Raw genomic sequence first — 25,310 nt, forward strand, 5'->3', positions numbered from 1 at the left:
TCGCGCCTCGGTGGGGCGGGCAGAGATGGAGGAAGGGGGTTGAGATGAGTTAGAGGGTTGGGTGGACATGGGGATCCTCACTTTCTGAGCGCCATTCTTGCAAGAGGCGATAACCAACCTGGTTGGCATCGCCAGCTGAGAGAATGATGACCACATCGCCGCTCTGAAGGTGGTTTTGTAGATAATGTGTGACCGAGTCCAGGCTTGCGATAAAGCGGGCATTCGCATGGTTCATGGCTTGGACAACTTGAGCGGCAGAAAAACTCTGATCGGTTTCACGGGCAGCGTAAACTTCAGTAACGATCACATTATCTGCTTCTGAAAAGGCATGGGCAAAATCATTGAGCAGGGCTTGGGTGCGGGAATACGTATGCGGCTGCCATACCGCCCAGAGGCGCCGCCGCGGGTAACGAGAGCGGGCAGCGACGAGAGTGGCGCGGATTTCGCTGGGGTGATGCGCATAGTCATCAATCACAACGATGCCTCTTGCTTCACCCAATACCTCAAATCGTCGGGCTGTACCTTTATATTTGCTTAGGGCATCGGCAAATGCTTGGGTATCTATGCCCAGACGATGGGCAACAGCCAGAGCTGCCAGGGCATTGAGTAGGTTGTGTCTCCCTGGCACCTGGAGCGAGACACGGGCCAGCATCTGGGAGTCACCTCTTGAAGGGACAAAGATGGCTTCAAACGTCAGACCACCTTCCGTGTTGAGGCGTTCTGCAACTGCCTGATACTCGGCTGGCTGAGAGCCATATGTCCAGACGGGTAAGCCTTGGGTCTTCATTGCGTTTGCCAGGCGAGCCGTCCCAGTGTTTTCGGCGCAAGCCACCAGGCTTCCCCCTGGGCGCAAGCGCCGGGCAAATGCCTCAAAGGCTGTATAGTAGGTCTCAGGAGAGGGATAGCAATCCGGGTGGTCGTGCTCAATATTGGTAATCACAATCATGTCTGGGTTCAGCCCGAGGAACATATGGTCATACTCATCCGCTTCGATGACAAAATGGGGGCCCTGACCGGCATGCGCATTGGTAAATAGACCGTGAATGACACTCCCCACAATGTATGAAGGGTCGAGTCCCAGTTGCGTTAGTCCCCAGGCAATCATCGCTGTGGTGGTGGTTTTACCATGCGTCCCGGCTACGGCAATGGCGGTATGATTTTCCATTAGGCGCGCTAGAAGCTCTTCACGCTTCAGAATGGGAATACCTTGGCTTTGAGCCGCCTGCACTTCTGGGTTGTCCAGCGGCACGGCGGATGAGCGCACCACAACATCTGCACCTTGGATGTGATCGGGGTGATGACCAATGTGAATGAAGGCTCCGGAATTTGCTAACTGCTCAGTAACCGTAGAGGCCACGCGATCCGAGCCGCTAACGGTATAACCACGTTCCAGCAGGAAACGGGCGATGGCCGAAAGGCCGCTTCCACCAATGCCGATGAAATGCACGTGCTTCATCATCAGATAAACACCACCAACACAAACACAAAGGCTAGAGCAACAGCAATGTAGATGATGGGCGGATTCAGTAATGCCGGAGGCAGGTAGCGGAGCATGCTTAGACTGGCCTGCCCAGTAGCGGTGTTGGGATCGGGGGGTAGAATGATGTTTAATGGGTAGTTTGCCATATGCATGTAATACCAGGCGGTGCCCCAGATTAAGTACCCATTGATAGCGCCGAAGAAGAAACCTAGCAGAATGTCTTGAAGATGTTCGCGGGCAAAACGCCCTGTAGCAGCGACTTTAGGGATATTGGGGGTCTGATACCCGAAAAACACCAGGGCGATTAACAGGCTAACCCGCACCCAGAAGATATTGGCTGGCCCGGAGTTGTTCAGGATATCGCGGACAAAAGGGACAAAATTTTCCAAGACCGTGCTAATGAAAATTGCCAATATCACGCTGAAGGACACGATAAGCTCCCTGGCCCATCCCCGCATTGCACCAATGAGGGCAAAGAGGATCACAAACATATAGAAGAAAACATTTAGACTGATCATTTCGTGTCCTCCCGCTTGGGTATTTTTGCGGATCGGGCGGCTAGACCCCTAATCAGGTCGGCCAGGTGAGCCGCGGCGCCGGGGATGGCCAGAGTGCGCATTGCTTCTCCCATCTGATGCAAGCGTTGGGGGGTATTCAACAGTTCATGCAGGGTGGGCAGTAAGGTTTCTGCAAGGGTGTGGTCTGAGAGGGTTATGGCGGCACCGTGCTTGCTCAAGTAAGCCGCGTTGGTGTTCTGATAGCGCCAGGCGTAGGGATAAGGGACTAAAATGGCGGGTAAGCCAAACAGGGGCAATTCGCCCAGGGTTGAGGCACCAGCGCGGCAAAGAATCAGGTCGGCAGCAGCAAAGGCAGCCCCTATGTCCTCGTGTAGGTAGGGGTGAGCATGGTAGCGTAGTTGGAGGTTGGCGGGTAAAGAGGAAGTGCGTTGCTGAACCTCAGGCCAATCTATTAACCCCGTAAGATGAATCACCTGGGTCACGGTCAGAATGGTTTCCAGATTCATAAGCACAGCACGGTTGATCGAACGGGCCCCCTTGCTTCCTCCCATGACAAGCAAAACGGGATCTTCCATCTTCAACCCCAGCGTTTGCCGCGCTTGCTCACGCTGCCAACCCCGTAGCTCGGCACGGGTGGGATAACCGGTGACCACCACATGTTTCTGGGGCGGGAAGTAGTGGCGTGACTCCGGGGTGGTTACGGCGATGATGTGGGCAAAGCGACTCATAAGTTTAAGTGCTAGTCCAGGTTCGATATCGGGTACATAAACCAGGCTGGGAATGAAGCGGCCGGCAATGGCCACGGGAACCCCAACATAGCCCCCAGTGAAGAGAAGGACATCAGGCTTATAGGTGCGGAGGATGTGGCGCGCTGCCAGGGTTCCACGTGCAAGCGAGACCAGGTTGCCCGGCAAGCGATGCCAGCCAACCCCGTGGACGCCAGCGGCAGGGATGGCCTGGAAGGGGATACGCGTACGCATTACCAAGTCGCGCTCCATGCCCCCCTCGCTCCCAACCCAGAGGATCGCCTCAGGTTCATTGCCCAGTGCCTGAAGGATGGCGAGGGCGGGATACACGCCGCCGCCGGTCCCCCCGGCGCAAACTAACAACCGCACCGTAGATCCTCCTTTCTGAGATTTCCTGCTCACGTGCAGAAACGCGCGCCACGCTCATCAACAGCCCAACACCAGCCAAGGTGGTCACAAGACTGGAACCACCAATGCTAATGAAGGGAAGTACGTTCCCGGTGGCTGGTAAGAGGTTAAGCATGGCAAGGATGTTCATGAGTGCTTCCAGAGTGATCCAGAACGAAATCCCTGCCGCGATGAGGGCGCCGGCCATGTCGGGGGCATGTCGGGCGATCAGCAAACCCCGCCACAAAACGACCAGATAGGCAGTAATAAGGAGAAATGCACCTACCAGGCCGGTTTCTTCCACAATCACGGCAAAGATACTATCATGGTGTGGTAAAGGTAGGCTGGTGAGTTTGGTTGTTCCCTCGCCGATGCCAACCCCGAAAATACCGCCCCGCACAACGGCTTCCTGAGCCCGTTGGATGTGGTAGGATGCAGCTAACGGATCCTGTAAACCGGCGATAAAATCGCGAATACGTGTTTGACCCGTAGATGAGAAAGAAGTCACAACAAAGGCTACTACACCGACAACGAGGATGATCAGAAGGATTTGGCGCAAATCCACTCCAGCCAGGAAGAAGAGCAATCCCCCAATGGCAAGGATGGTAAGAGCCGTGGAGATATCAGGCTCCAGGAGAATTAATCCCGAAACGAGTCCCAGAATAGTGATCAAGGGGAGAAGGCCAAAGGTAATCTTATTGAGTACCTCGCGCTTTGATTGTAACCAGACGGCTAGGTAAAGGATGGTTACCAGTTTCGCCAATTCTGCCGGTTGAATAGAGCCTCCCATTAAGGTGCGCCTGGAGTTGTTTAGGGTCTGCCCAAACAGCAACACCGCCAACAGTAAAATGATTGTCAGTCCCATCATCCAGAGGACAAATGGGTAGAAACGGCGGTAATCAAAGTACATCAGGACTGTTGCAATCACAGAGCCAACAATGGCCCACTTTATCTGATTGGTGAAGAAGTAAGAGACGCTCCGCCCCTGCGTGTGAGCAGCCGAGGGCATCCATGAGGCGGAATAGACCATCAGCAACCCAAAACCCAGTAAGAACACTACAGCCAGGAAAAGTGGAATATCCAGGCTCAAGCGGAGTGGGCGTGGGCGGGCGATTGGTGATGTAGTGGGGTTTACGGTAGTTGCATCACCCATTGGCGGAAAGCCTCCCCTCGTGCTTCAAAATCTCGAAAAGCGTCAAAACTGGTGCAGCCCGGTGAGAGCAAAACTACATCCCCGGGCTCGGCCACACGGGCGGCGGCAAGAACGGCCTCCTCCAGTGTGGGGCAGTGTTCCAGTGTGTAAGGGCGTTGCCCAGATTGTTGCGGTCCCAATACTTGAAGAATCTTGGGGGCTGATTCACCAAAAACGATCACGTGATCCACTCGTTCGTGGATTAAGCGGGCCAGGTCCTCCCAGGGCAGATTTTTATCTCGACCGCCCAGGAGGAGCACCAGGGGCTCACTGAAAGCCCGGATGGCGGCCGCGGTGCGTTCAGGGGCGGTTGCAATGGAGTCGTTGTACCAGGATACCCCGCGCCACACCCGCACAAGTTCTAAACGATGGGGCACACCGGTAAACTCACGGATAACCGCACGTGCTACCTCTAGGGGCCACCCCATTGCCATCACAATTGCCAGAGCCGCCAAGACATTGGCGACATTATGCTCGCCGCGCAGACGAATTTCATGCCGGGAGAGCAGCAGATGGGCTGCTGTTCCATCCCACCAGCATAATTTTTCATCTTCGAGGTAGGTTCCAGTCTCACCCAGCGGCGGGTGATTGAACCCAAAGGTGATCAGGCGGCCGCGCACTTGATCCCGTAGTGCCCAAGCTCCACCATCCTCACGGTTGAGGATGGCTGTATCTGTCTTATGCTGGTGCTGGAGAATATTGGCTTTGGCTGCCTGATAGGCCTCAAATGTACCATGGCGGTCAAGATGGTTAGGAGTGATGTTTAAGATCGCGCCGATATTGGGAGAACGTGTCATCAGTTCCAGTTGAAAGGACGAGAGTTCCATAATGGCTATGTCGTGGGGTTGCATCTCATCCAGATAAGTGATAAGAGGCGTGCCAATGTTGCCTCCCACCCAGGCGCGTTGCGGAGGCTGGAGGGCACGTTCGGCGATGCGACCAACCAATGTGGTGGTCGTGGTCTTACCGGCTGAGCCGGTGATGCCGATTACCGGACATGGCACGTGCTCAAGGAAGATCTGCGAGTCATTTGAGAGAGGAATGCGCCGTCGAATAGCCTCTTTAATGATGGGAAGGGTAAGTGGGACTCCGCCAGAGACACAGACCAGGTCGGTATGGTCAAGCAAGGCGGTAGGATGCCCACCCAAAACCCAGCGGATATCTGGCAAGTCGGCCAGTGCCAGGCGTGCAGTTTCCATTTGCTCCGCCGGGCGCTGGTCGTTAAGCGTGATAAGGGCGCCACGGCTGGCGAGGAAGCGGGCCAGGGCCAGCCCCTGCCGCGCAGCTCCAATGATCAAAACGCGTTGACCTTGCCAGCGATTTTCTATCATACGAGAGCCAATGCTACACCAAACATTGCAAAGAGAAGACCAACGAGCCAAAAACGTTGCACGACCTGCGTTTCGCTCCATCCACCCAGTTCAAAGTGGTGATGAAGGGGGGCCATGCGAAATATACGCTTTCCACCTGTGGCTTTGAAGTAAGCCACTTGGATGACCACGCTAAGAGCTTCACTAACCGGGATGATTGCGATGATCGGGAGCAATAGCCACTGTCCGGTCATAAGAGCCACTACGCCAAGTGTGGCGCCCAAGGAGAGGGAGCCAGTATCACCCATGAAAAGTTGAGCAGGGTGCACATTCCACCATAAAAAGCCAAAGAGGGCTCCCACCAAGGTAAAGCAGAAGCGTCCTAAAAAGACCTGTCCCTGAAGCAGGGCTATTCCTCCATAGGCTGCAAAGGCAGTGGCAGCGATTAGGCCGGCCAAGCCATCCAGACCATCCGTGAAGTTTACAGCATTGGAGGCGCCCACAATGATGAAAACAGCCAGAGGAATATACAAATTCCCCAGTGTGAGGGGTTCCTGAACGCCAGGCCAAAAAAGTTCGGGAACCTGGAGGAGGTACTTGAGGGCCAATGCCACGACCAGAGCCAGGCCGACTTGGAGCAAGAACTTGGTCCGGGCGCGCATGCCTAACCCGCGCCGCGGGCCACGAATTCCTTCCCAGTCGTCCACGGCTCCCAAGAGCGCAAAGGAGAGCATGACCAGGAGGGGGAGCAGAACCGAGCGCCCAAGGACGGTAACGCCGATCAGCGAAGCGGCATTTAGAAGTATTGTAACTAGGGCTACCGGCAGAATAATTAGGACACCTCCCATAGTGGGCGTGCCCATTTTGGTGAAGTGGCGGTCCGGTCCTTCCACACGAATTAGTTTGCCGATGCGAAAATGACGCAATACCCGCAGGAGAGGCGGCCCCCAGATGACGGCCAGCATGAAACTCAATCCGCTTAAGGCAAGTGCTAGGGAGGTCTCTCTCATGCAGTTTCCTCCAATGCGGCTACGATGCGATCCATACGTAAACCGTGCGATCCCTTCACCAGGACTACATCACCCTCCTTAAGTAAATGGCGCAGAACTTCTACGGCTTGGGAGACATCTTCCACATGCGTCACCTGTGCTGCAGGTAGCCCGGCCTTCACCGCTGCCTCGGCGATCGTGCGTGCGCGTGTTCCCAGTGTGACCAGATGATCGGCCACCTCTGCTGCGCGGAGGCCAACTAAGCGGTGGCCCTCGCTCTCGTACGGCCCGAGTTCCAGCATATCGCCTAGAACGGCAATTTTGCGCCCCTCGATCTCATTCAGCAGGTTCAGAGCTGCCAGCATTGACTCAGGAGCCGCGTTATAAGAGTCATCCAGCACCAGTGCACCATTGGGTAGCCGTACGGCCACCAGGCGGAGTTGGTTGCGTGCTTGCTGCAATCCTTGGACGATCTCCTGCCATGAAAGGCCACACACCAGACCCGCAGCCGCCGCGCGCAAGGCGGTTTGTACGGCGTGACGCCCCAGCATTGGCACGCGTAGGTGCAGGATTTCGTGACCAAAATGAAGGCGGAATCGCAGTCCCTTCAACCCCTGGCTTTCAATTTCATCAGCCCACAGGTCGGCCTCAGGGTTCAACCCGTAGTAAAAAATGCGGGCATGGGTTTTATTGGCCATCCAGCGCACCCAAGGGTCATCGTAGTTGAGGATGGCAATTCCATTTGGAGCTGGCGGGAGGGCCTGAACCAGCTCGGATTTTCCACGTGCAATGGCTTCTTGTGAACCCGCTCGTTCTGCGTGGACTGTTCCGATATTAGTGATAATTCCAATCTGGGGTTGGGCAAGTTCACAAAGGAAAGCAATCTCCCCTGGCACATAGAAGCCCATCTCCAACACAACACACTCATAACCCGCACCCAGTCGCAGTAGTGTTAAGGGTAAACCAATCTCATTATTGAGGTTTCCTGGGTTCTTTAACGTGCGGTAACGCTGGCTCAGCACCTCTGCAACAACCTCCTTAGTGGTGGATTTTCCCACCGAGCCGGTGATACCAATAACGCGTGGCGAGAACTTGCGCCGCCAGAAGCGTGCAATCTCCTGAAGGGCACGTAGGGTATCGGACACCCGGATCATAAAAGGAGGGGTTGGGAGGGGAGTCTCAAGCTCTATAGATCCTGAGGTCAGGTCGAGGGCAGGACGCGGTACCGCTACTTCACGTTGCACAAATGCCAACAAAGCGCCTCGTTCGAATGCTTGCCCTACAAAGTCATGGCCGTCGGTGCGTTCACCCGGTAGCGCGAAGAACATCCCACCGGGGAGCACCTGACGTGAGTCAATGGCGGCCTCGCTTAGGGTCAGTGTTTCAGCAGAGGCGAGGCGTTTACCAGTGAGGGCTTCCAAAATATCACTCAGGGTGATCATTTGCATTCCTTAAGGTTGCTTCATCTGCTGGCGAACTTCGTCGGGTGGAATACGCAGGATAGTGATCACTTGTTCCGCAACATCATGGAATACCGGCGCGGCGATGACAGAGGCCCAGGGGGAGGCAGCCGGTTTTTCCATCCAGATATAAACGATAAACCGTGGATCATCCACCGGTCCCCATCCAACAAACGAGGCATTGGTGAGCGGAGAAGTGTAGCCCTGAGCTGTAGGGATACTGGCCGTGCCGGTCTTGCCAGCTAGACGGTAGCCGGGCACAACCGCCGGAGAGGCTTCATTGACCAGCGCATTGGCTAGCATCTCGCTAAGTGTTCGGGCAGTCTCGGCCTTGATTGGAGCGGTCATCAATTTGGGCGAGACTTCGATTTGCTGACCGTTGCGGATGTAGGCTTTGACAATATGAGGGGCCATGATCTTGCCTTCATTGGCCACTGCTGAGATGGCTGCAACCATCTGGATGGGTGTCACCGAGACGCCCTGGCCAAAAGAGTTGGTCCCTAGATCCACCTCGTGCCAGTTCGTATCCCCAGGGCGGCGGAGGGGAAAGACGGCTTCGTAAGCCAAGTCTATGCCAGTGCGCCGGCCAATTCCAAAGGCTTCTAGGTATTGGTAAAAGCGTGTGGGACCCATCTGATCGGCTACCCAGGCCAGACACGCGTTGATGGAGTGCTGCATGCAGCCGGTCATGTCTTGCATTCCCCACACTGTGTACTCCCAGTTGTGGAGGGGAATTCCCCCAACAACGTAACTTCCTACATCCAGGAAGGTGGATTCTGGAGTGACAACCCCGCTATCCAACCCACCGGCCATCGTCAATACCTTAAAAACTGAACCGGGTTCATAGACCTGAGATATGGCTCGGTTGAAAGTTGGAATATCGATGATTTCCGGGTAGGTCCAGTAACGGTTGAGGTTATATCGGGGAGTGCTGGTCATTCCCAGAATCTCGCCATTGCGCGGGTTGGCTACGATGATCGTTACGGCCTCTGCGCCGCTGGTTTCACGGGCTTCATCAGCAATTTTCTCTATGGCGTGTTGGATCTCACGGTCAATGGTCAGAATCAGGCTGCTACCGGGAGGAATAGGTGGAAGATTATCAATTTTGCGGGGATCCTTCGGCAAGCGCACTTGAATGGGGGTGCCAGCCAGCAGATTATCGTAGTATTCTTCAACTCCTAGGTGACCACCGCACCAATCCCCGTTTTCTTGACACCCAGCGACGTTTTCCGGGCGTTTGAGAAAGTTAACAAACCCCAGAACATTAGAGGCCAGATCATTTTCAGGGTAATAACGCATGGGATGAGCCGACCAGTATAGCCCGGTCAGATTTAATGGGGTTCTGTTTTCCTTAGCAGTTTTGATCTTGTCCTCGAGCACGCGAATTTTCTGAGCAGGGACAAAGTCAGCGATGGTTACAAATTCAGCCTTACCCTTTTGATAGGGGGTTTCAGCGGCCAACTTGATTTCAGCGTAGCCAGGATTTTCCAAAATCTCCGAAAGGGTGCGGGCAATGCTCTCAGCGCTACGCGCACGCTGGACCTCATCTAGGGCCACGCCGACTTCGTAAACCTCCACATTTCCGGCCAGAAGGTTGCCCCAACGATCAAAGATTTCCCCTCGTTCTGGGTAGAGCGTGCGGGTCTCGTAATTGTAGAGAGCTTCACCGATTTTGGGGAGTTCTTGGGCGCGGGCATCGCTTTGCAAACGGATGATTTGTATCAATGCGGCCACACTTAGGAGTGAAAAGATGATTCCTAGGAGATAAAACCGGGATAAAGAGATAGGAGGAGCTGACGGGGTGGTGTTCATGGTTGAGCCTCCCTGACATTGATGCGGAGTTGCAGGATCTCTTCCAGTATCCAGTCCCATAGGGATTGCTTGTAGGCTGGCTTGATCAAGGGTTCAGGCTTTGAAGTAGGGGGTGGGGCCAGTTGTGCCTCCCTGCGCACCATGGAGGACTCCACTGGCACGTAGAGGGCTTGTGACATGTCTGCCGGTTGAAACCCCAAATCACGGGCGCGCTGAGCCATCACACTGGCCGAGGTCAGGCTAGCAAGTTCTGAGCGCAGACTAGCGATTTCCAGGGTTTGGGCTTCACGTGTGGCTTCCAGGTAAGTAATTTGATACCCCACTTCGGTGGCCTGCGCAGAGATGCTCAAGTAAATTCCAGCTACAAGAGCGATCAGAGCAAAAATTGCCAATCCCAGGCCAATTCTTTTTACCTGGATGCGCCATGGGGATTCACGGTAAGCCTGAAAGAGAGTTCGGTCCATTGTTAGTTTCTGCCCAGTCATCCCGAAAGTTTGATCATTCATTATGCAATACTCATGCCAAGTGCTATTTTTTCGGCTACCCGCAGGCGGGCGCTGCGTGCGCGGGGGTTGCTCCGAATCTCGTCTTCCTGGGGGGTGATAGGGTGACGGGTGATCTCGCGTAGGGTGGCCTGATGCCCACAGGTGCATTGGGGCTGTTGCGGCGGGCAGAGACATTGGGTGCTCTCGCGGCGGAAAAATTGCTTGACAATGCGATCTTCCAAAGAGTGGAAAGCGATCACCGCCAAGCGCCCACCGGGAGCCAAGGCGGTCACCGCCTGGGGAAGTGCTGCTTCCAGGCGTTCCAGTTCACGGTTAACGGCGATGCGTAGCGCCTGAAAGGTACGAGTTGCCGGATGGATCTCGTGGGGATAGCGCCCAACCGCGCGACGGATGACTTCGGCTAATTGACGGGTGGTGGAAAGGGGACGATTTTGGACAATGGCACGCGCGATTCGACGGGCGTATCGTTCTTCTCCGTATCGCCAAATCAAATCGGCCAGGGCGGTTTCTGAGAGCGTGTTGACCAAATCTGCCGCGGTAAGGGGATCGGCCGGATCAAATCGCATATCGAGGGGGCCTTCCTGAAGGAATGAGAAACCTCGCTCAGCCTGTTCCAATTGCATAGAAGAGACACCCAGATCAAATAGAATTCCGTTCACGCTCTCCCATCCTACAATGTGCAGTTGTGTCAGCAACGTATCGTAAGCAGCCTGGATCAAAGTGTAGCGGCCGGAGAAAATCGAAAGGCGCTGGCTTGCGAGTGCCAACGCCTGTGGGTCTCGATCCAGTCCCAGAAGTTGTCCTTCAGGTGAACTGGCTTCTAAAATGCCCCAGGCGTGTCCACCGGCCCCCACGGTTGCATCCACATACTTTCCTGGGCTGCGTGGCATTAAGGCGTTTATGACTTCTTGGTAAAGTACAGGTTGGTGTGGTGGCGAAACTGGCATGCTCATTGGACTGGAGCGGCTATAACGAGAGTTCAAGCGAGGCGAAGCGTTGAGCGTTGGCTTCTGGGTCTTGGAGAAGTTGGCGTTGTTCTTCCCAACGCTCAAAGGGCCAGATTTCGAAATAGTCCCCCATTCCCACTACCATTGCACGGGAGGAAATCTCGGCACTTTTGCGTAGCCACTGAGGGATTAGGATGCGCCCGACGCGATCGATTTCGACTCGTTCGGCGTGGGAGAAGAGGAGACGCTTGAGCAGGCGAGCATTAGGGTCGGTAAGATTCATGGCACGGGCGTGTTCGGAGAGGCGCATGAAGACCTCAGAGGGTAGCACCATCAGATTCTGATCAAAACCCAATGTGATGTAGCCGTTCGACCCCAGCAGTTCCCGAAAACGCGCGGGTACCATGAGGCGACCCTTTTCATCTACGACGTGCTCATGCTGGCCCAAGAACATAAGTTCTACATCCTCTGAATATGGCGAGACGCCGGCTATCCGGCGTCCCACAATTTACCACTTGCCACCACTTTCTCCCACAGTATAGCCGATTTAAAGCAGTTTTGCAAGCAACTTACACTTCTGTAATCTTAAAATTTCCTGAACGCGGCAAGATTGGGCTCATGAGAGGAAGTGAGGAGGTGGTAAGAGCGCTAGCAAGTGAACCGGCGAGGGAAGAATCAGGTCGGCACCTGCCCGACGGAGTTCACGCTCGTTGCCAAAGCCGCATAGGACTCCAACTGTCTGGGCGCCAGCTGCTCTGCCGGCCCGGATGTCCGGGGGTGTATCGCCGACCATCAGACACTGGTGGGGTTCAACTCCTATGGCGTTGGCGGCCCAGATCAGAGGATCAGGGAAAGGCTTAGTGTGGGGCGTGGTTTGCGCGGTAACCACCACGCGGAAAAAGTGGCGTAATGTGTAGCGATCTAAAAAAGCAAGAGTCGTGGATTCGTCCCGTGCGCTGATAATAGCCAATGGGTAGTGATGGTAAAGGTTGTGGAGTAGGATAGGAACACCGGGGATCAGCCGAAAACGGGGAGGCGATAGGGGATGTTTGATCCTCATCCGTTGGCTCATCCAATGCACCCATTGGTCCAAACCAAGACGATCCAGGGCTTCAAACAGCCAGTTTCCTGGGGTTTCACCACTCATGATCAGCCATCGTGCTAACGCGTGGATCTGCCCCGGCGATAGAAAGAAGAGGAAGGGCCTTAGGCGATTTTCCAGCTCCTGGACCCATTCGTCATCGGTATCGCTCAGGGTGCCATCTATATCAAAGCAGATAGCGCGAATGCGCGAAAGATCGAGGGGCATAGTGCTCAGGGCTGAGGGAGGGCTGACTGGAGAATTGCCTGCACACGGCCGACAGCCTCGGTCTCATTTCCAAAAAGCCATATTGTTTGGGCTCGGTCTTGGATGAGAATGCTTTGGCCTCCGGAGGATATCCCCCAGCGCGTCTCAGAAGTTGTCGTCAAGACCGGCGTTCCCCAACGCTTGCGTCCATATTGCTGAAAGGCGTTATAGAACTCTGTGGCCTCTTTCTCAGCATCCCATCGAATGTTGAGAAGCAGGAACAGGTCACCGCTTTGAGCATTGCGCCAAACTTGATAGGTATCTCCGCCCCAACCGGCAGCCGCTTTGGAGGCCACTTCGTCGGGTAAACGAAATTCCCTTAAATCAGCATAAGCCAGAAGGAGGTAGAGGTACCATTCGCCCACTTCTCCTTCATCAAATAGCGTGTATTCCGGTAAGGCGGGGCTCAATTCAGGCAGGTTGACCTCTAGTGGAGCATCGCCAGGGTATTTTTCGGGGTGCAAAATTTGTTCTGTGGAAAGCGGAGGATGCTCAAAGGCCGCATTGACTGCCGCCCAGCGTCCTTTCTGATAAAGGCTGAGCACGAAATCAAGCCCTTGGCGGTAAGGGAAGAGGAAATCTTGCTGCAGAAATTCAGGCGCCGCATCAAAGATGGGGCTCTGATAATTCTCATAAAACTGCTGAATTTGCTGGCGGTCTTCCGGGGTAGCCGCGTTGAGCAACCAGAATTGCTCGGTAAGAGAGGCGTCTCCCTCAATGAGGGCTTGAACGGCAGCGCAATATTCACTTTGCAACTCGCAGGTTTCATCCTTGATACCCAGTCGGTTGCGGAAATCAAAGGTCTGATCCTGTAAGGCGTGAGTATATTCGTGGGCATAGGTGGAGCGTTGCGGGCCTAAAAAGGCTTCATCTTGAATGACGTACATGGTTTTGGCTTCATCGTCGTAGAACCCGGCAATCTGTTCGGTGTAAAGATCACGAAGCAAGGTGTAAAGGTCGTAGTTCTGAGGCAGTAACCCAAAGAGGGAAAGGGTGGTAACATCTTTGGCGACTTCCTGGGGGGTATAGTCTTTTAGAAAGTCATCAATGACTTTCTGGCGAAGTTGAGCCGTGGTAAGAAGTTCGCGATGCACCGGGGAGGTGGGTTGCAACCCGCGAATACGGATCACTTGTTGCTCGATCTGATCCATTTGAGCGGCAATTTCTGGGGGCAAGGAAGTCTGTGCAGCAGATGCGCTTGTTGAAGTGGGTAAAAGGGAAGGGGGGCGCAGCGTGGAAACGCTACGAGTCGGGGTCGGCAACGGTGAGTCGGTTGTCCAAGCAACCGACTGACCCACACTGCGAAGGACCATCCAACCTGTTAGAGTCAGGGCGCCAATTCCAAGACAAGCAATGAGAGCAATCACCAAGAGGGTTGATAAGATATGACGATTGGAGGACATGCTGACTGAGCCTATCTATTCCAGTTGGGTTGGGTTTTAATTCTGCTGTACAAAGCGCAAAGCGTATTCGGCATCCGGATAACCCGGATGGGCCTTAAGGGCTTCTTCAAAAGAGGCAATTGCCTCATTCTTTTTTCCTTGCCGATAAAACCCCCATCCTCGCCAAAGCAGGGCTTCTTCAGAATTGGGGGTACGCTTAAGGGCATATTCGGTCAACGTCATTAGGTCATCAATTCGATGGGTGTGGAAATAGGCGAAAAAGGGACCAAACTGATATCGAAGCATGCGCTGAGGCAACCCAAGCATGCGCGCTTGATCGTAGGCTGCTGCGGCTTCGTTATACCGCTCGAAGTAAACTAGGTTGGTGCCGAGATTGAACCATGCAAAGGCATTCTCAGGCTGCTCTTGCGTTTCGCGCTGGGCAGTTTCGAGGGCGTGGCGGCGGTTTGTCGCTATGTCCCAATCTTCCCCCAAAAGCACCCGAAGCGTTTCCTCGCTTTCGGGGGGAAAGACCAGGAAATAAACACGATTGAAAGCCTGCCAGTTTTGGTCCAGCCCCGCGTAGGGGATTAGGCGATTCGGGCCATAGAAGGAATCTTGAGCAATAAAGTAGCCTTCTCCATCGTCATATCCGGTCAACAGCAGGTAATGTCCGGCCCATCGGTCGTCATTGGGCCAGTAAGATTCTTCCATTAGGTATCCCTCTTCAATGACGACTGGAAACCCCGCTGCTAATATACGCTTGAGCAACGCAAGATCGCCCCCAACCCGAAACTCACTTCGCAACCACCCCACATAATTACGCGTGAAATAAAGAAGTTCCTCGATATTGACGTTGCGGTCCTGCGGAATGGGTTTGATCACCACAGCGATGTCATTCTGATTGCCGTTCCAGCCGTAGAAACGCAGCAGCATGGCTAGAGTGGCTGGGCCACAGTTGTTGATGTCCTGTTTCTCATAGGGTGGAACAGGCAATTCAACTCGCCCTGGCAACGGAGTTGGGGTAGGAGTTGGAGATGGCAAAGAAACCAAAAGCGTAGGGGTTGGGTTAGACTGTGCCGAGGGAGAAGGATAGGGCGTGGGGGTTGTGCTGAGGACACGCACTCTGGGAGTAGGCAGGGGCTTGACTGGATCAACCATGCCACGAAGGTAAGTGGTGATGACCTCATAGCGCCATATCAGCCTTGAGCGCAAGGAAGGTGAAAGAAGGGTGAGGGTCAATAAGGCAGGCACAGCCACCAAGACGCCTAAAAGAAACCGTCCACCCCAGCGCAAAAGATGGGTATCGCTGTGTTTTCTGGTTCTCAGCATGCAGGTGATTCTATCACGATTCCAGGGAGGCCTTCAGATCGTGATATAATACATAAATGGTCTAATTTAGAGCACATCGCGAGAAAGGACTAATCCTTGATATAATCAGGATGTTATGAAGTACTATATCTGGACCGAAGGCTGTCAGATGAATGTTGCCGATTCACAGCGGGTGGCGGTGGCACTGGAACACCTGGGGTATGAGCCTGCCTCTGCCGCTGAGGAAGCGGATGTTATCGTGCTTAATACCTGTGTAGTTCGTCAAAGTGCTGAGGACAAAGCCTACGGACGCTTGAATGCGTTGCGTCCGCTTAAAAAACAGCGGCCTGAGGTGATAATCAACTTGATGGGGTGTTTGGTAGGGGTTAAGGGAAATCCCAAAGTTGCCGAACGCTTTCCATTTGTAGACATCTTTTCACCACCTTCTGATCCACGCCCCCTTCTGGCTTACTTGAGCCAGCGTTTGGGTCACGACATTGAGGTGGAAGAGACTATTCAACGCTTTGCGTGGATGGATGGAGAGTTGCCTTTACCCCAGGAGGAACGCGGGAGGGCCGTTTCTGCTTATATTCCTGTGGTCTATGGGTGCTCCCATGCGTGTACGTTTTGCATCATTCCTTACCGTCGGGGACCTGAGCGGAGTCGGCCACCTGAAGTGATCCTTGCAGAAGCCCGGGCGTTAGTGGCGCAAGGGGTGCGTGAGATTACCTTACTAGGGCAGATTGTGGATCGGTACGGTAAGGATGAGCCAGAATTTCCCACGTTGAGTGGTCTATTGCGTCGTTTGCATCAAATTGAGGGGTTGGAGAGGATACGTTTTCTGACTTCACATCCTAACTGGATGACCGATGAACTGCTTGATACCGTGGCCGAATTGCCTAAGGTGATGCCCCATATTGAAGTACCGGTTCAAGCCGGGGATGATGAGGTATTGGCACGCATGCGTCGAGGGTATACCGCCGAGCAATATCGGCGGCTAGTCGAGCGAATCCGCGCGCGAATTCCGGGGGTGGCCATTGCGACCGATATCATTGTGGGGTTCCCGGGTGAAACGGAGGCCCAGTTCCAGCGTACTTACGATTTGCTGGCTGAGTTGCGTCTCGATGTGGCTCATTTGGCGCGTTACTCCCCGCGTGAGGGCACTGTGGCAGCGCGGAAGATGCCGGATGATGTGCCTGAGGAAGAGAAATGGCGTCGTTTCCGCCTGCTAGAGGCATTGCAGGAACGCATTGCCAGCGAGATCAATCAGCAATATGTGGGCCGAGAGGTACTTGTCCTATTTGAGGAGAAAGTTCGTCAGCGCTGGAAAGGACGCACCGAAACCAACAAACTCGTTTTTGTGGAGAGCGAGGCGGATCTGCGCGGTCTGATTCTGCCTGTGCGTATTACTTGGGCAGGACCATGGTCGATGCTTGGGGAAGTCGTTCAACCTATTAATGCCTCGCGTGTTGCGGTAGAGATTTCCCAGCGCGCCTGAATCTCCATGACTGACGCCCGGCATCCTTTGGTAGGCAAGGTCATCCTAGTAAGTGGGGCTGCACGTGGATTGGGACGTGTCCTAGCGTTGGCGCTGGCTCAAGCAGGGGCTGCTTTGGCTCTGCATGACTTGGCTCCCACCCACTTAGAGGAAACCTGTCAGCAAGTTCAAGCCCTTGGGGCGCCGGTAAAGCTGTATATCGCTGATAGCGGCAAAGGCTTGCCAGCGCGAATGCTGATCACGGAGGTTCTGGAAGACTGGGGGCGTTTGGATGGGCTGATTAATAACCTGCATGTTCATCCTGAAGCCAATCTTCTTAACCTCGACGAATGGGACTGGGAACGCACTCTGGAGATTAACCTGAGCGGCCCCTTCTTGTTGATGCAGAGTGCCATCTCGCCAATGGTGGCCGCTGGGGGCGGTGTAATCCTCAATCTTGTTGCTGAGATCATCCCCTCTGAAACAGGAAGGATAAACGCTGCTTTTGCGGCCAGTCAATTTGGGTTGGCGGGCCTGACTCAGGCGACCGCTTATGAACTTCTATCTTATAATATTTTTAGTTGCGCGCTTGAGGTTGCTCCTCTGGTTGAGATTCTGGACGAAGCCTTCTGGCTTGACGGTGAGGGGCAAAAGCGCATTACCTGGATGGTGCGTTGGATGGCACGTCAGGCAGAGGTGACCGCGGGGAGTTGGATAAGGCGCGTGGCATTTGAGGATTTGGTGAGGGGTGTATGATTGGCTTCCGTGAGGTGCTACGTGGGTTGCGGGCGCTTTCAATCGGGCAACAGCCGGTGATTGTGCACGCCTCACTCTCGGCGTTTGGACCCGTTCACGGTGGAGCAGAGACGGTTGTGGGGGCTTTGCTGGCCACTTTTCCGGGGGTGATGGCGCCTACGCATACCTACAAGACGATGCTCATCCCGGAGGAGGGGCCGCCGAACAACGCGATCACCTATGGTAGCGGGAGAGCCCAGAATGCCATGGCGGAATTCTTTACCTTGGACATGCCTGCTGACCCGTTGATGGGAATGATTCCCGAGACATTACGGCGGCACCCCCGAGCCAAGCGTTCAGGTCACCCCATCCTCTCTTTTGCGGGGGTAGGGGTTGAAGCGGCGCTCAATGCACAGACTCTAGAAGAGCCTCTGGCTCCGATTCGGGTGTTGATGGAAGAAGAGGGATGGGTTTTATTGTTAGGAGTCAATCATACGGTTAACACCAGCCTGCACCTGGCCGAACGTTTGGCCGGGCGTCGCCAATTTTTGCGCTGGGCGTTAACCCCGCAAGGGGTGGTCGCCTGTCCGAGTTTCCCCGGCTGCTCGTTAGGATTTGAGAAAGCCGAACCGTTGCTGCGTGCTCTCACGCGTGAAGTTCAGATTGGTAGTGCCATGGTGCGTGCTTTGCCTCTGGCGCCTATGATTGAGCGGATTACCGCTTACCTCCGTGAAGATCCAATGGCTCTGCTTTGTGATGACCCCTCTTGTGAGCGCTGCACAGCGATCCGGGCTGAACTGGCGGCCGCCTAAAGGCTGGCGCTTATGGCAAGTACTTAAGCCCGCTGCCGGTGTTCAAGAGAAGCACCTGTTCTTCAGGGTGCACAAAGCCAGATTGCCGTAGATAAGGAAGCGCGGCAACAGTTGCGGCTCCCTCTGGAGAGGCAAAAATGCCCTCCAAGGAGGCCAATTTCCGCTGGGCATCGCGTATCTCTGTGTCACTGACGGCAATGGCCAGTCCTTGTGAGTCATAGAGCGCTCTGAGCACGAGGCGATCTCCGAAGGATTTAGGAACACGCAATCCCGAAGCCATGGTTTGAGCGCCTTCCCAGAATTCACAATGATCGGCATGAGCCCGAAAAGCACGTACAAAAGGTGCGCATCCCTGAGCCTGGACAGCCACCAGTCGGGGAGGGGTTGCTTTTTCCAGCCATCCCAGAGTCCTTAGCTCAAGATAGGCTTTCCAGATGCCTACCAAGCCGATCCCCCCTCCGGCCGGATAGATGATGACGTCCGGAAAGCGCCATCCAAAGGACTGAGCAATTTCATAACCCATGGTTTTCTTACCTTCAAGCCGGTAAGGTTCCTTGAAAGTTGATATATCATACCAACCCTGTTCAATCCTAGCGGCGGCTTCCCGTGCCGCATCGCTGATCAGCCCCGTGACCAGAATAACCTCTGCTCCTGTAATGCGAGCTTCTTCTACGTTAGCGCGCGGAGTATCGGAGGGCATCAACACACATGCTTTCAATCCTGCGCGGGCAGCATAAGCGGCCATAGCCCCCCCGGCGTTTCCGGCTGTCGGCACCAGAACCTTTTGTAAGCCCAGTTCACGCACCTTGGAAAGGGCTACAGCCTGTCCTCGGGCCTTAAACGTTCCGGTGGGATTAATGGCCTCGTCCTTGAGATAAAGGTGGGGAAAGCCCATATACTCCCCCAAACGCGGTAGCGCTAGGGTGGGGGTGTCTCCTTCGCCTAGAGTGAATGCCCAACGCAGATCAAAAACCGGGAGGAGTTCCCGCCATCGCCATAGACCTCGCGAGCGGTGGGCAATTTGTTCGCGATCGAGATGGCGCCGTCCTGCCTCAAGATCATAATGAGCCACCAGAGGCGCGCTGCATTGTGGGCAGAAGCGCTGAATCTCATGAGGTGAGAAGGATTGACCACATTCAGAGCAAGCCAAGTGAGTGAGAAGCGATGGGTTCAAGGGAGCTCCAGCCGGCGATGTTTGCCATGGTGGGTTAGTAAAATGTAGCTTTTGGTATTGTAAAGAGTTTGAAATGGGGCAAATCTGGTTTTGTGCTATACTCAAATAAATCCATTTGCATTATAAAGCGTATTTATCCTCTCATGGGAGATAATTTCAACTTATCCCAAGGATATCGCTCGGTGGAGTCGGAGCAAGAGCGAGCTTCGTTTGAATTACTGTTGAGAATCAGCCGCGAGCTGGCATCTAGTCTGGATCTGGGAACCGTGCTGGCACGCGTTCTATTTCTTTCCACGCGTAATGTGGGAGCTGAGCGAGGTAGCCTGATCGCGTTAAGTGAGGAAGGCCAACCGGTTGAGGCGGCCATCGTCATTGAGAGTTCCATTTATCGGCCAACCGTGGCGGAAATGCGCGAGGTCCTGGAGCATGGGTTGGCTGGGTGGGTGGCGGAGCATCGTCAGGCGACGTTGGTCGAGGATACCTCCAGGGATGAACGCTGGGTAAGGCGGGCTGACGACCGTGAAGAAGCCAGCCGGCGCAAATCTGCTATTTGTGTTCCTTTGCTGGCGCAGGATCAACTGGTGGGTGTATTGACCTTGGTGCATGGTAAACCCGGCTTTTTTACTCCAGAACACTTGCGCCTGTTGCAGACCATTGCAGACCTAGCCGGTTTAGCAGTGCGAAATGCGCAACTCTATCATTCCATGCAGATAGCACAACAACGCTACCGCGATTTGTTTGACGATAGCATTGATCCTATTTTGATCACCACTGTGGAAGGTGTGATTGTTGAGGCCAATCGCCAAGCGGTGTTGAGCAGTGGTTACACTTTACCCCAGTTGGTGGGTCAGCCCCTGAGTATTTTTCATCAGGCCAATTGGGAAATGGTTCGAGAGCAGTGGGCAAAGGAAGACTGGTCCCATCCTATCACCTATCAAGGAACCGCCAAGCGTCAAGATGGAAGCGAATTTCCTGTTGAGGTGTATGTGCGTCGGGTAGTTTTGCAGGACAGGCCTTATTTGCAGTGGACGCTACGGGATATCACGGAACGTAAGGCGCTGGATGCCTTGCGCGAAGACTTGGCAGCCATGATCTATCACGATTTGCGCTCTCCCTTGGCCAACATCATTTCCAGCCTGGATATCTTAAACACCTTGTTGCCTTTGGAAAACATGCCGGCTCTGCAACCGGTCTTTCAAATCGCCATGCGCTCGGCAGATCGCTTGCAAAGGCTGATCGGTTCGCTGTTGGACATAAATCGTCTAGAAGCGGGTCAGCCCATCACCAATCGGAAGCCTATTCATCCCCATGCCCTGATTCAAGAAGCGCATGAGGCGATACAACCCCTCCTGGAGAGCAAACAGCAGACCTTGGAATTTGAGCTGTCTTCCTCCTTGCCGGTTGTATGGGTGGATGGAGATATGATTCGGCGGGTTCTGATTAACTTGCTCGAAAATGCTATCAAATATACGCCAGTGGGTGGCATGTTGCGTTTAGGAGGCTCTGCCCAGGCGGACTATGTTCAGTTGTGGGTTCAAGACAACGGTCCCGGAATTGATCCGGCCTATCATGAAGTGATTTTCGAGAAGTTTAGCCGCGTTCAAGGGGAGCGCTACCCGCGTGGTCTGGGCTTGGGTTTGGCCTTTTGCCGGCTAGCCGTGCAAGCACATGGTGGTAAAATTTGGGTGGAAAGCGCGACCGGGAAGGGAAGCCGATTTATCTTTACCCTCCCGGTTTACCGTGAAACCCAATCCACCTGAGGCCAAACAAAGGGCAGGCTATGCAGGAATTATTCCCAAATTTACACATTGAGCAGGGATATCCGGGGGTTGTCCTGGGGGCTATCACCCTCTCCCATGGGCTGGTGCTGATTGATGCCCCCTTTCGTCCCGAGGATATTCGTTCATGGCGGGCAGCCTTGGTCAATTTAGGGGGCGGTGTAGATCGTCTGCTGGTCAATTTGGATGCCCATATGGATCGCACCTTGGGTAGTCGGGCTATGGATTGTACGGTCATTGCGCATGAGGGAGTGGTCTCGGCACTGCGCAATCGTCCATCCGCCCTCAAGTCCCAAGGTGTAGAAACTGGCGCGGAATGGGAGCTCTATGAAAATCTGGGCAATGTGCGCTGGTCGCCTCCTGAAATAACCTTCACTGAACATATGAAAATCTTCTGGAACGAGGCGCCCTTGGTTTTGGAATACCATCCGGGCCCCTCGAATGGGGCCATCTGGGTCAACGTTTTGGAACATAAAACAGTGTTTGTTGGAGATGCTGTGGTTTACCCCCAACCTCCGTTTCTGGCTCAAGCGAACATTCCCGAATGGTTGCAGACTTTGGAGGTGCTAGCAACATCCGAATATCGAGATTATTTGATCATTGGTGGGCGTACCGGGCTGGTGACCCTGAAAGATGTGGAGCGGCAAGCAGAGTTTTTGCAGAAGGTCCTGAGCCGCCTGGAGAGTCTAGATACGGGGACTGCCCCGCTTGAGACACTTGTGGCGAATCTTGCACGGGAGTTATTGGGGGAGTTTGATGTTCCCCCTGAGCGCGCCATTCAGTATGAAAATCGCTTGAAGTACGGCTTGTGGCGTTACTACGTGCGCCATTACCGTTCTTCTGAAGAAACGCTGGAAGACTGAAGGAGGTCATGGCATGTCTGGATCGCCCTTCGTGCCCTTGGTCGAATTGACCCGAGGGCCCATCGTTGAGTCGGTACATCAAGGGGCTGTAGTTATCGTGAACTCCCACGGTCGTGTATTGGCTAGTCTTGGGGATCCTGCCCTGGTGATGCATCTGCGTTCCACCGCGAAACCTTTTCAATTACTGCCGTTAATCGAGCAAGGGGCTGTTGAGCGATTCGCGCTTACCCCAGAAGAGATTGCGGTGATGTGCGCTTCCCACTCTGGGACGGATGAGCATGTGGCGGTGATCACCCGCCTTCAAGCAAAGATGGGGGTTCATGAAGAAGAACTACAATGTGGGGTGCATCCCCCTTTGCATGAGGCCACCTGGCAGGCGATGATTCGGCGGGGGGAGTCCCCTACCCCTATTCGCCACAACTGTTCGGGCAAGCACACCAATATGCTGGCACAAGCGATTCTGATGGGGGCTGATCGGCAGCACTACCTGGATCCTCAGCATCCAGTGCAGCAGCGCATTCTGCACACTCTGGCTGACATGTGCCGCATATCCCCTGATGAAATTCGCGTTGGTGTGGACGGCTGTTCTGCGCCCGTTTTTGCGCTTCCCCTTTACAATGCTGCGTTGGGTTATGCCCGGCTATGTGACCCAACGGATTTATCCCCCCGGCGAGCCCAGGCCTGCCGTACGATTACTTCGGCTATGGTGACGGTGCCGTTTATGGTGGCTGGCCCGGGGCGTTTTGATACCCTTGTAATGGGCCTGGGCGAAGGCAAAATTATTGCTAAAGCCGGGGCGGAGGGGTATCAAGGCATGGGCATTATGCCGGGAGCCCTAGAGCCAGATAGCCCTGGACTTGGAATTGCTTTCAAGATCGCAGACGGTGATCCAGGTGGGCGGGCGCGGCCAGTGGTGGCCATTGAGATATTGCGCCAACTGGGTCTTCTGAGCGAGGCACAGATAACAACCCACCTTGCCGATTTGGCCGCACGGCCCTTAAAGAATTGGCGCGGGTTGTATGTGGGCGAAATACGTCCGGTCTTTGAAATAAGGCTTTCTTCCTACTCATAAGTTTACAGGCGAGGTAGTAAGGAGTTGTGGAAGGACAATCAGATCCACATCTGGTTGCCAAAGCCAGGCAGGTCTATGAACGGCTGTTACAACGATTCGGTGAGCCGCGCTGGCACAGGCCGCTTTCGGCTCTGGAAGAATTGGTGTCCACCATTCTTTCCCAGAACACCAATGATCGCAATCGCGATGTGGCTTTTGAACGCTTGAGGGCGCGTTTCCCGAGCTGGGAGGCTGTACGTGATGCCGATCCAGAAGCAGTTATTGAGGCCATTCGGCCAGCTGGCTTAGCCAATCAGAAGGGTCCGCGCATTCAGGCCGTGTTGCGTCAGATCACGGCTGAACAGGGATCGCTCGATCTTTCCTTCTTAGAGAAGATGTCTTCAGAAGAGGCGCGAGCCTGGTTGATGCGCTTCAATGGAGTGGGGCCAAAAACGGCTGCCATTGTGTTGCAGTTTGCTTTAGGAAAGCCTTCGTTTCCAGTCGACACCCACATTTATCGGGTTAGCGGACGGTTGGGATTGCGCCCCGCCAAAATGAGCGTTGAGCAAGCCCATGTTCACTTGGCTACTCTCTTCCCCCCGGAAACTTATGGAAGCGCTCACCTCAATCTTATTCGTTTGGGGCGAGAGATTTGCCTGGCGCGGAGTCCGCGTTGCTCCGAGTGCCCTCTAAACGATCTCTGCGATGATTATCAGCGTCGTCTGAGGGATGAAACCTGAGAATTTGGGTGGCCTTGCACCTCGTAGGGAAGGGGGCAAGCTTCAGAATTCACAAAATTGCCAGACAAATCAACCTTGTTTGGCTTGACAAGGGAATTGGCCCATCTATATAATCAATGCAGTTTTTGGTTTAGAGGCTGTTCCCATCTCACCCCGAATACACAGAAAACAAGCACTCTCCCCTGCCCCGCGAGACTCTCTGACTCCTAAGTCATCCGTCCCTTGGACGGGTAGTTAGTTGGTTTGTTTCCCGATCATCCTATTCTGAGGCTCACATTGGATTATTCGCCCCCAATCCCTCTCCTTATAGATACAGATGCCGGTGTAGATGATGCCGGTGCTCTGATGCTTGCCCTGGCCAGTCCTCGGGGACACCCGCTGGCCATCACAACGGTACATGGTAATGTTCCGGTCAGGCAGGCCACGCAGAACGTCAGCCTCGTTCTGGATGTGATGGGACGCGAGGTGCCCGTTTATGGAGGAGCCTCGCGTCCGCTTTTAGGGGCTCCCCTGGACGCTTCTGACATCATGGGGCCGGATGGACTGGGCGGGGTCACCGCCTGGATGCAACCCTCTATGCGTCAAACACGTTCCAGTATAGCGGCAGTTGCGCTGGTGCAGTGGTTAACCCATCAGCCAGAACCCATACGGACCCATTTGGTATCTTTGGGTCCACTGACTAACCTGGCATTGGCGCTCGCTTTGAAGCCTGACTTACCGCGGTATGTAGCGCGTCTGGTCATTATGGGAGGCACCTCTGAAGCGCGGGGGAATGCTTCAGCAGTAGCTGAGTTTAACTTCTTTGCTGATCCTGAAGCGGCGGCACGGGTTCTGGGAGCAGGATTCAAAGAGGTGTGGCTATTACCGTGGGAAACCTCGTTGCGTTATCCCATTGCTTGGGCAGAGTTTGATGCCTTGCTGCAATGTAAGAACCCGCGGACGCAATTTCTGCGAAACATTACTGGTTACCTGCGCGAGCGTCTTCAACGCCTTGGGTTACCCGGGATTGTTTTACCCGATTTTCTGGCAATGCTAGTGGCTCTCTACCCTGAGTGTGTTCAGGAAAGTATCCCCGTGCACGCAAGTGTTGAGACGGAGGGGCGTTTAGGACGAGGCCTACTGGCCATTTCGTGGTTGCCAGGGGGGTCTGATCCGAATCTGTACCTTGTGACCCGGCTGGATTTGCAGATGGGTCTTGAGGTTCTGCGTGATTTGCTTATTGGTGGAAACTGAAAGGAGGTGATCTCGAGGAATAAGAACCCGAAAATTACTCTAAGAATTTAGATCTGGTT

The 25,310-nt window shown here is 54.4% G+C and carries 23 protein-coding genes; 8 read left to right on the forward strand and 15 right to left on the reverse strand.

Annotation, left to right across the window (positions count from 1 at the left end; genetic code table 11):
- Window positions 1-49: 49 nt before the first annotated feature.
- The 14 genes from murC to Q0721_RS07205 all read right to left on the reverse strand — a co-directional run bounded on the left by murC (window position 50) and on the right by Q0721_RS07205 (window position 15,409).
- Window positions 50-1,459 (reverse strand): UDP-N-acetylmuramate--L-alanine ligase, encoded by a 1,410-nt coding sequence (gene murC, locus Q0721_RS07140; RefSeq protein ID WP_299027494.1) that lies wholly within the window; start codon window positions 1,457-1,459, stop codon window positions 50-52.
- Entirely contained in the window at window positions 1,459-1,998 is a 540-nt protein-coding gene (locus Q0721_RS07145) for a CvpA family protein (protein ID WP_299027499.1), read from the reverse strand. The genes murC and Q0721_RS07145 overlap by 1 nt, the downstream gene beginning before the upstream one ends.
- Complete coding sequence (gene murG / locus Q0721_RS07150) at window positions 1,995-3,113, reverse strand: undecaprenyldiphospho-muramoylpentapeptide beta-N-acetylglucosaminyltransferase (RefSeq protein WP_299027501.1); 1,119 nt, start codon at window positions 3,111-3,113, stop codon at window positions 1,995-1,997. The genes Q0721_RS07145 and murG overlap by 4 nt, the downstream gene beginning before the upstream one ends.
- Complete coding sequence (locus Q0721_RS07155; protein WP_299027504.1) at window positions 3,034-4,284, reverse strand: putative peptidoglycan glycosyltransferase FtsW; 1,251 nt, start codon at window positions 4,282-4,284, stop codon at window positions 3,034-3,036. The genes murG and Q0721_RS07155 overlap by 80 nt, the downstream gene beginning before the upstream one ends.
- A complete protein-coding gene (murD, locus tag Q0721_RS07160; protein WP_299027507.1) occupies window positions 4,263-5,654 on the reverse strand; it encodes a UDP-N-acetylmuramoyl-L-alanine--D-glutamate ligase in 1,392 nt (463 codons plus the stop codon). The genes Q0721_RS07155 and murD overlap by 22 nt, the downstream gene beginning before the upstream one ends.
- Window positions 5,651-6,643 carry a phospho-N-acetylmuramoyl-pentapeptide-transferase gene (gene mraY / locus Q0721_RS07165; protein ID WP_299027510.1) on the reverse strand — a complete coding sequence of 331 codons (993 nt, stop codon included), beginning with the start codon at window positions 6,641-6,643 and terminating at the stop codon, window positions 5,651-5,653. Before mraY ends, murD begins: the two co-directional genes overlap by 4 nt.
- Complete coding sequence (gene murF, locus Q0721_RS07170) at window positions 6,640-8,070, reverse strand: UDP-N-acetylmuramoyl-tripeptide--D-alanyl-D-alanine ligase (RefSeq protein WP_299027513.1); 1,431 nt, start codon at window positions 8,068-8,070, stop codon at window positions 6,640-6,642. Before murF ends, mraY begins: the two co-directional genes overlap by 4 nt.
- 3 nt (window positions 8,071-8,073) lie before the next feature.
- Window positions 8,074-9,894 carry a penicillin-binding protein 2 gene (locus tag Q0721_RS07175; protein WP_299027516.1) on the reverse strand — a complete coding sequence of 607 codons (1,821 nt, stop codon included), beginning with the start codon at window positions 9,892-9,894 and terminating at the stop codon, window positions 8,074-8,076.
- Window positions 9,891-10,400 (reverse strand): hypothetical protein, encoded by a 510-nt coding sequence (locus tag Q0721_RS07180; RefSeq protein ID WP_299027519.1) that lies wholly within the window; start codon window positions 10,398-10,400, stop codon window positions 9,891-9,893. Before Q0721_RS07180 ends, Q0721_RS07175 begins: the two co-directional genes overlap by 4 nt.
- Window positions 10,400-11,347 (reverse strand): 16S rRNA (cytosine(1402)-N(4))-methyltransferase RsmH, encoded by a 948-nt coding sequence (rsmH, locus tag Q0721_RS07185; RefSeq protein ID WP_299027522.1) that lies wholly within the window; start codon window positions 11,345-11,347, stop codon window positions 10,400-10,402. The genes Q0721_RS07180 and rsmH overlap by 1 nt, the downstream gene beginning before the upstream one ends.
- 19 nt (window positions 11,348-11,366) lie before the next feature.
- Window positions 11,367-11,801, reverse strand: a complete 435-nt coding sequence (gene mraZ, locus Q0721_RS07190) for a division/cell wall cluster transcriptional repressor MraZ (RefSeq protein WP_299027525.1) — start codon at window positions 11,799-11,801, stop codon at window positions 11,367-11,369.
- A 162-nt stretch (window positions 11,802-11,963) separates the two neighbouring features.
- Window positions 11,964-12,656 (reverse strand): HAD family hydrolase, encoded by a 693-nt coding sequence (locus Q0721_RS07195; protein ID WP_299027528.1) that lies wholly within the window; start codon window positions 12,654-12,656, stop codon window positions 11,964-11,966.
- A gap of 5 nt (window positions 12,657-12,661) precedes the next feature.
- Complete coding sequence (locus Q0721_RS07200) at window positions 12,662-14,098, reverse strand: hypothetical protein (protein WP_299027530.1); 1,437 nt, start codon at window positions 14,096-14,098, stop codon at window positions 12,662-12,664.
- A gap of 36 nt (window positions 14,099-14,134) precedes the next feature.
- Window positions 14,135-15,409, reverse strand: a complete 1,275-nt coding sequence (locus Q0721_RS07205; RefSeq protein ID WP_299027533.1) for a C39 family peptidase — start codon at window positions 15,407-15,409, stop codon at window positions 14,135-14,137.
- A 115-nt stretch (window positions 15,410-15,524) separates the two neighbouring features.
- Here Q0721_RS07205 and miaB point away from each other — a divergent pair, with 115 nt between their 5' ends.
- The 3 genes from miaB to Q0721_RS07220 are packed head-to-tail and all read left to right on the forward strand — an operon-like array spanning window position 15,525 to window position 18,412.
- Window positions 15,525-16,886 (forward strand): tRNA (N6-isopentenyl adenosine(37)-C2)-methylthiotransferase MiaB, encoded by a 1,362-nt coding sequence (gene miaB / locus Q0721_RS07210; RefSeq protein WP_299027536.1) that lies wholly within the window; start codon window positions 15,525-15,527, stop codon window positions 16,884-16,886.
- A 6-nt stretch (window positions 16,887-16,892) separates the two neighbouring features.
- Window positions 16,893-17,621: an SDR family NAD(P)-dependent oxidoreductase gene (locus Q0721_RS07215; RefSeq protein WP_299027539.1), complete on the forward strand. Its 729-nt coding sequence runs from the start codon at window positions 16,893-16,895 to the stop codon at window positions 17,619-17,621.
- A complete protein-coding gene (locus Q0721_RS07220; RefSeq protein WP_299027542.1) occupies window positions 17,618-18,412 on the forward strand; it encodes an AAC(3) family N-acetyltransferase in 795 nt (264 codons plus the stop codon). Before Q0721_RS07215 ends, Q0721_RS07220 begins: the two co-directional genes overlap by 4 nt.
- A 10-nt stretch (window positions 18,413-18,422) precedes the next feature.
- Here Q0721_RS07220 and Q0721_RS07225 read toward each other — a convergent pair whose 3' ends face one another.
- Window positions 18,423-19,586 carry a threonine synthase gene (locus tag Q0721_RS07225; RefSeq protein WP_299027545.1) on the reverse strand — a complete coding sequence of 388 codons (1,164 nt, stop codon included), beginning with the start codon at window positions 19,584-19,586 and terminating at the stop codon, window positions 18,423-18,425.
- Window positions 19,587-19,768: 182 nt separating this feature from the next.
- Between Q0721_RS07225 and Q0721_RS07230 the strand changes: the two genes are divergently transcribed.
- From Q0721_RS07230 to Q0721_RS07250, 5 genes are all read left to right on the forward strand, one after another.
- Window positions 19,769-21,346 carry an ATP-binding protein gene (locus tag Q0721_RS07230; RefSeq protein ID WP_299027548.1) on the forward strand — a complete coding sequence of 526 codons (1,578 nt, stop codon included), beginning with the start codon at window positions 19,769-19,771 and terminating at the stop codon, window positions 21,344-21,346.
- A 20-nt stretch (window positions 21,347-21,366) separates the two neighbouring features.
- Window positions 21,367-22,227 carry an MBL fold metallo-hydrolase gene (locus Q0721_RS07235; protein WP_299027550.1) on the forward strand — a complete coding sequence of 287 codons (861 nt, stop codon included), beginning with the start codon at window positions 21,367-21,369 and terminating at the stop codon, window positions 22,225-22,227.
- Window positions 22,228-22,240: 13 nt separating this feature from the next.
- Window positions 22,241-23,299 carry an asparaginase gene (locus Q0721_RS07240; RefSeq protein ID WP_299027553.1) on the forward strand — a complete coding sequence of 353 codons (1,059 nt, stop codon included), beginning with the start codon at window positions 22,241-22,243 and terminating at the stop codon, window positions 23,297-23,299.
- A 26-nt stretch (window positions 23,300-23,325) separates the two neighbouring features.
- On the forward strand, window positions 23,326-24,018 hold the full coding sequence (gene nth / locus Q0721_RS07245; RefSeq protein ID WP_299027556.1) for an endonuclease III: 693 nt from the start codon (window positions 23,326-23,328) through the stop codon (window positions 24,016-24,018).
- A 276-nt stretch (window positions 24,019-24,294) separates the two neighbouring features.
- Window positions 24,295-25,251, forward strand: coding sequence for a nucleoside hydrolase (locus tag Q0721_RS07250; RefSeq protein ID WP_299027559.1), 957 nt, complete (start codon window positions 24,295-24,297; stop codon window positions 25,249-25,251).
- Window positions 25,252-25,310 lie beyond the last annotated feature (59 nt).

The sequence above is a fragment of the uncultured Thermanaerothrix sp. genome (assembly GCF_938028735.1).
GTDB lineage: Bacteria > Chloroflexota > Anaerolineae > Anaerolineales > Anaerolineaceae > Thermanaerothrix.

Bases quoted from the DNA above. Each gene is read 5' to 3' on its own strand.
- murC (WP_299027494.1), bottom strand. From the start codon at position 1,459: ATGATGAAGCACGTGCATTTCATCGGCATTGGTGGAAGCGGCCTTTCG.
- Q0721_RS07145 (WP_299027499.1), bottom strand. From the start codon at position 1,998: ATGATCAGTCTAAATGTTTTCTTCTATATGTTTGTGATCCTCTTTGCC.
- Q0721_RS07155 (WP_299027504.1), bottom strand. From the start codon at position 4,284: ATGGGTGATGCAACTACCGTAAACCCCACTACATCACCAATCGCCCGC.
- murD (WP_299027507.1), bottom strand. From the start codon at position 5,654: ATGATAGAAAATCGCTGGCAAGGTCAACGCGTTTTGATCATTGGAGCT.
- mraY (WP_299027510.1), bottom strand. From the start codon at position 6,643: ATGAGAGAGACCTCCCTAGCACTTGCCTTAAGCGGATTGAGTTTCATG.
- murF (WP_299027513.1), bottom strand. From the start codon at position 8,070: ATGCAAATGATCACCCTGAGTGATATTTTGGAAGCCCTCACTGGTAAA.
- Q0721_RS07175 (WP_299027516.1), bottom strand. From the start codon at position 9,894: ATGAACACCACCCCGTCAGCTCCTCCTATCTCTTTATCCCGGTTTTAT.
- Q0721_RS07180 (WP_299027519.1), bottom strand. From the start codon at position 10,400: ATGAATGATCAAACTTTCGGGATGACTGGGCAGAAACTAACAATGGAC.
- rsmH (WP_299027522.1), bottom strand. From the start codon at position 11,347: ATGCCAGTTTCGCCACCACACCAACCTGTACTTTACCAAGAAGTCATA.
- mraZ (WP_299027525.1), bottom strand. From the start codon at position 11,801: ATGTTCTTGGGCCAGCATGAGCACGTCGTAGATGAAAAGGGTCGCCTC.
- Q0721_RS07195 (WP_299027528.1), bottom strand. From the start codon at position 12,656: ATGCCCCTCGATCTTTCGCGCATTCGCGCTATCTGCTTTGATATAGAT.
- Q0721_RS07200 (WP_299027530.1), bottom strand. From the start codon at position 14,098: ATGTCCTCCAATCGTCATATCTTATCAACCCTCTTGGTGATTGCTCTC.
- Q0721_RS07205 (WP_299027533.1), bottom strand. From the start codon at position 15,409: ATGCTGAGAACCAGAAAACACAGCGATACCCATCTTTTGCGCTGGGGT.
- miaB (WP_299027536.1), top strand. From the start codon at position 15,525: ATGAAGTACTATATCTGGACCGAAGGCTGTCAGATGAATGTTGCCGAT.
- Q0721_RS07215 (WP_299027539.1), top strand. From the start codon at position 16,893: ATGACTGACGCCCGGCATCCTTTGGTAGGCAAGGTCATCCTAGTAAGT.
- Q0721_RS07220 (WP_299027542.1), top strand. From the start codon at position 17,618: ATGATTGGCTTCCGTGAGGTGCTACGTGGGTTGCGGGCGCTTTCAATC.
- Q0721_RS07235 (WP_299027550.1), top strand. From the start codon at position 21,367: ATGCAGGAATTATTCCCAAATTTACACATTGAGCAGGGATATCCGGGG.
- Q0721_RS07240 (WP_299027553.1), top strand. From the start codon at position 22,241: ATGTCTGGATCGCCCTTCGTGCCCTTGGTCGAATTGACCCGAGGGCCC.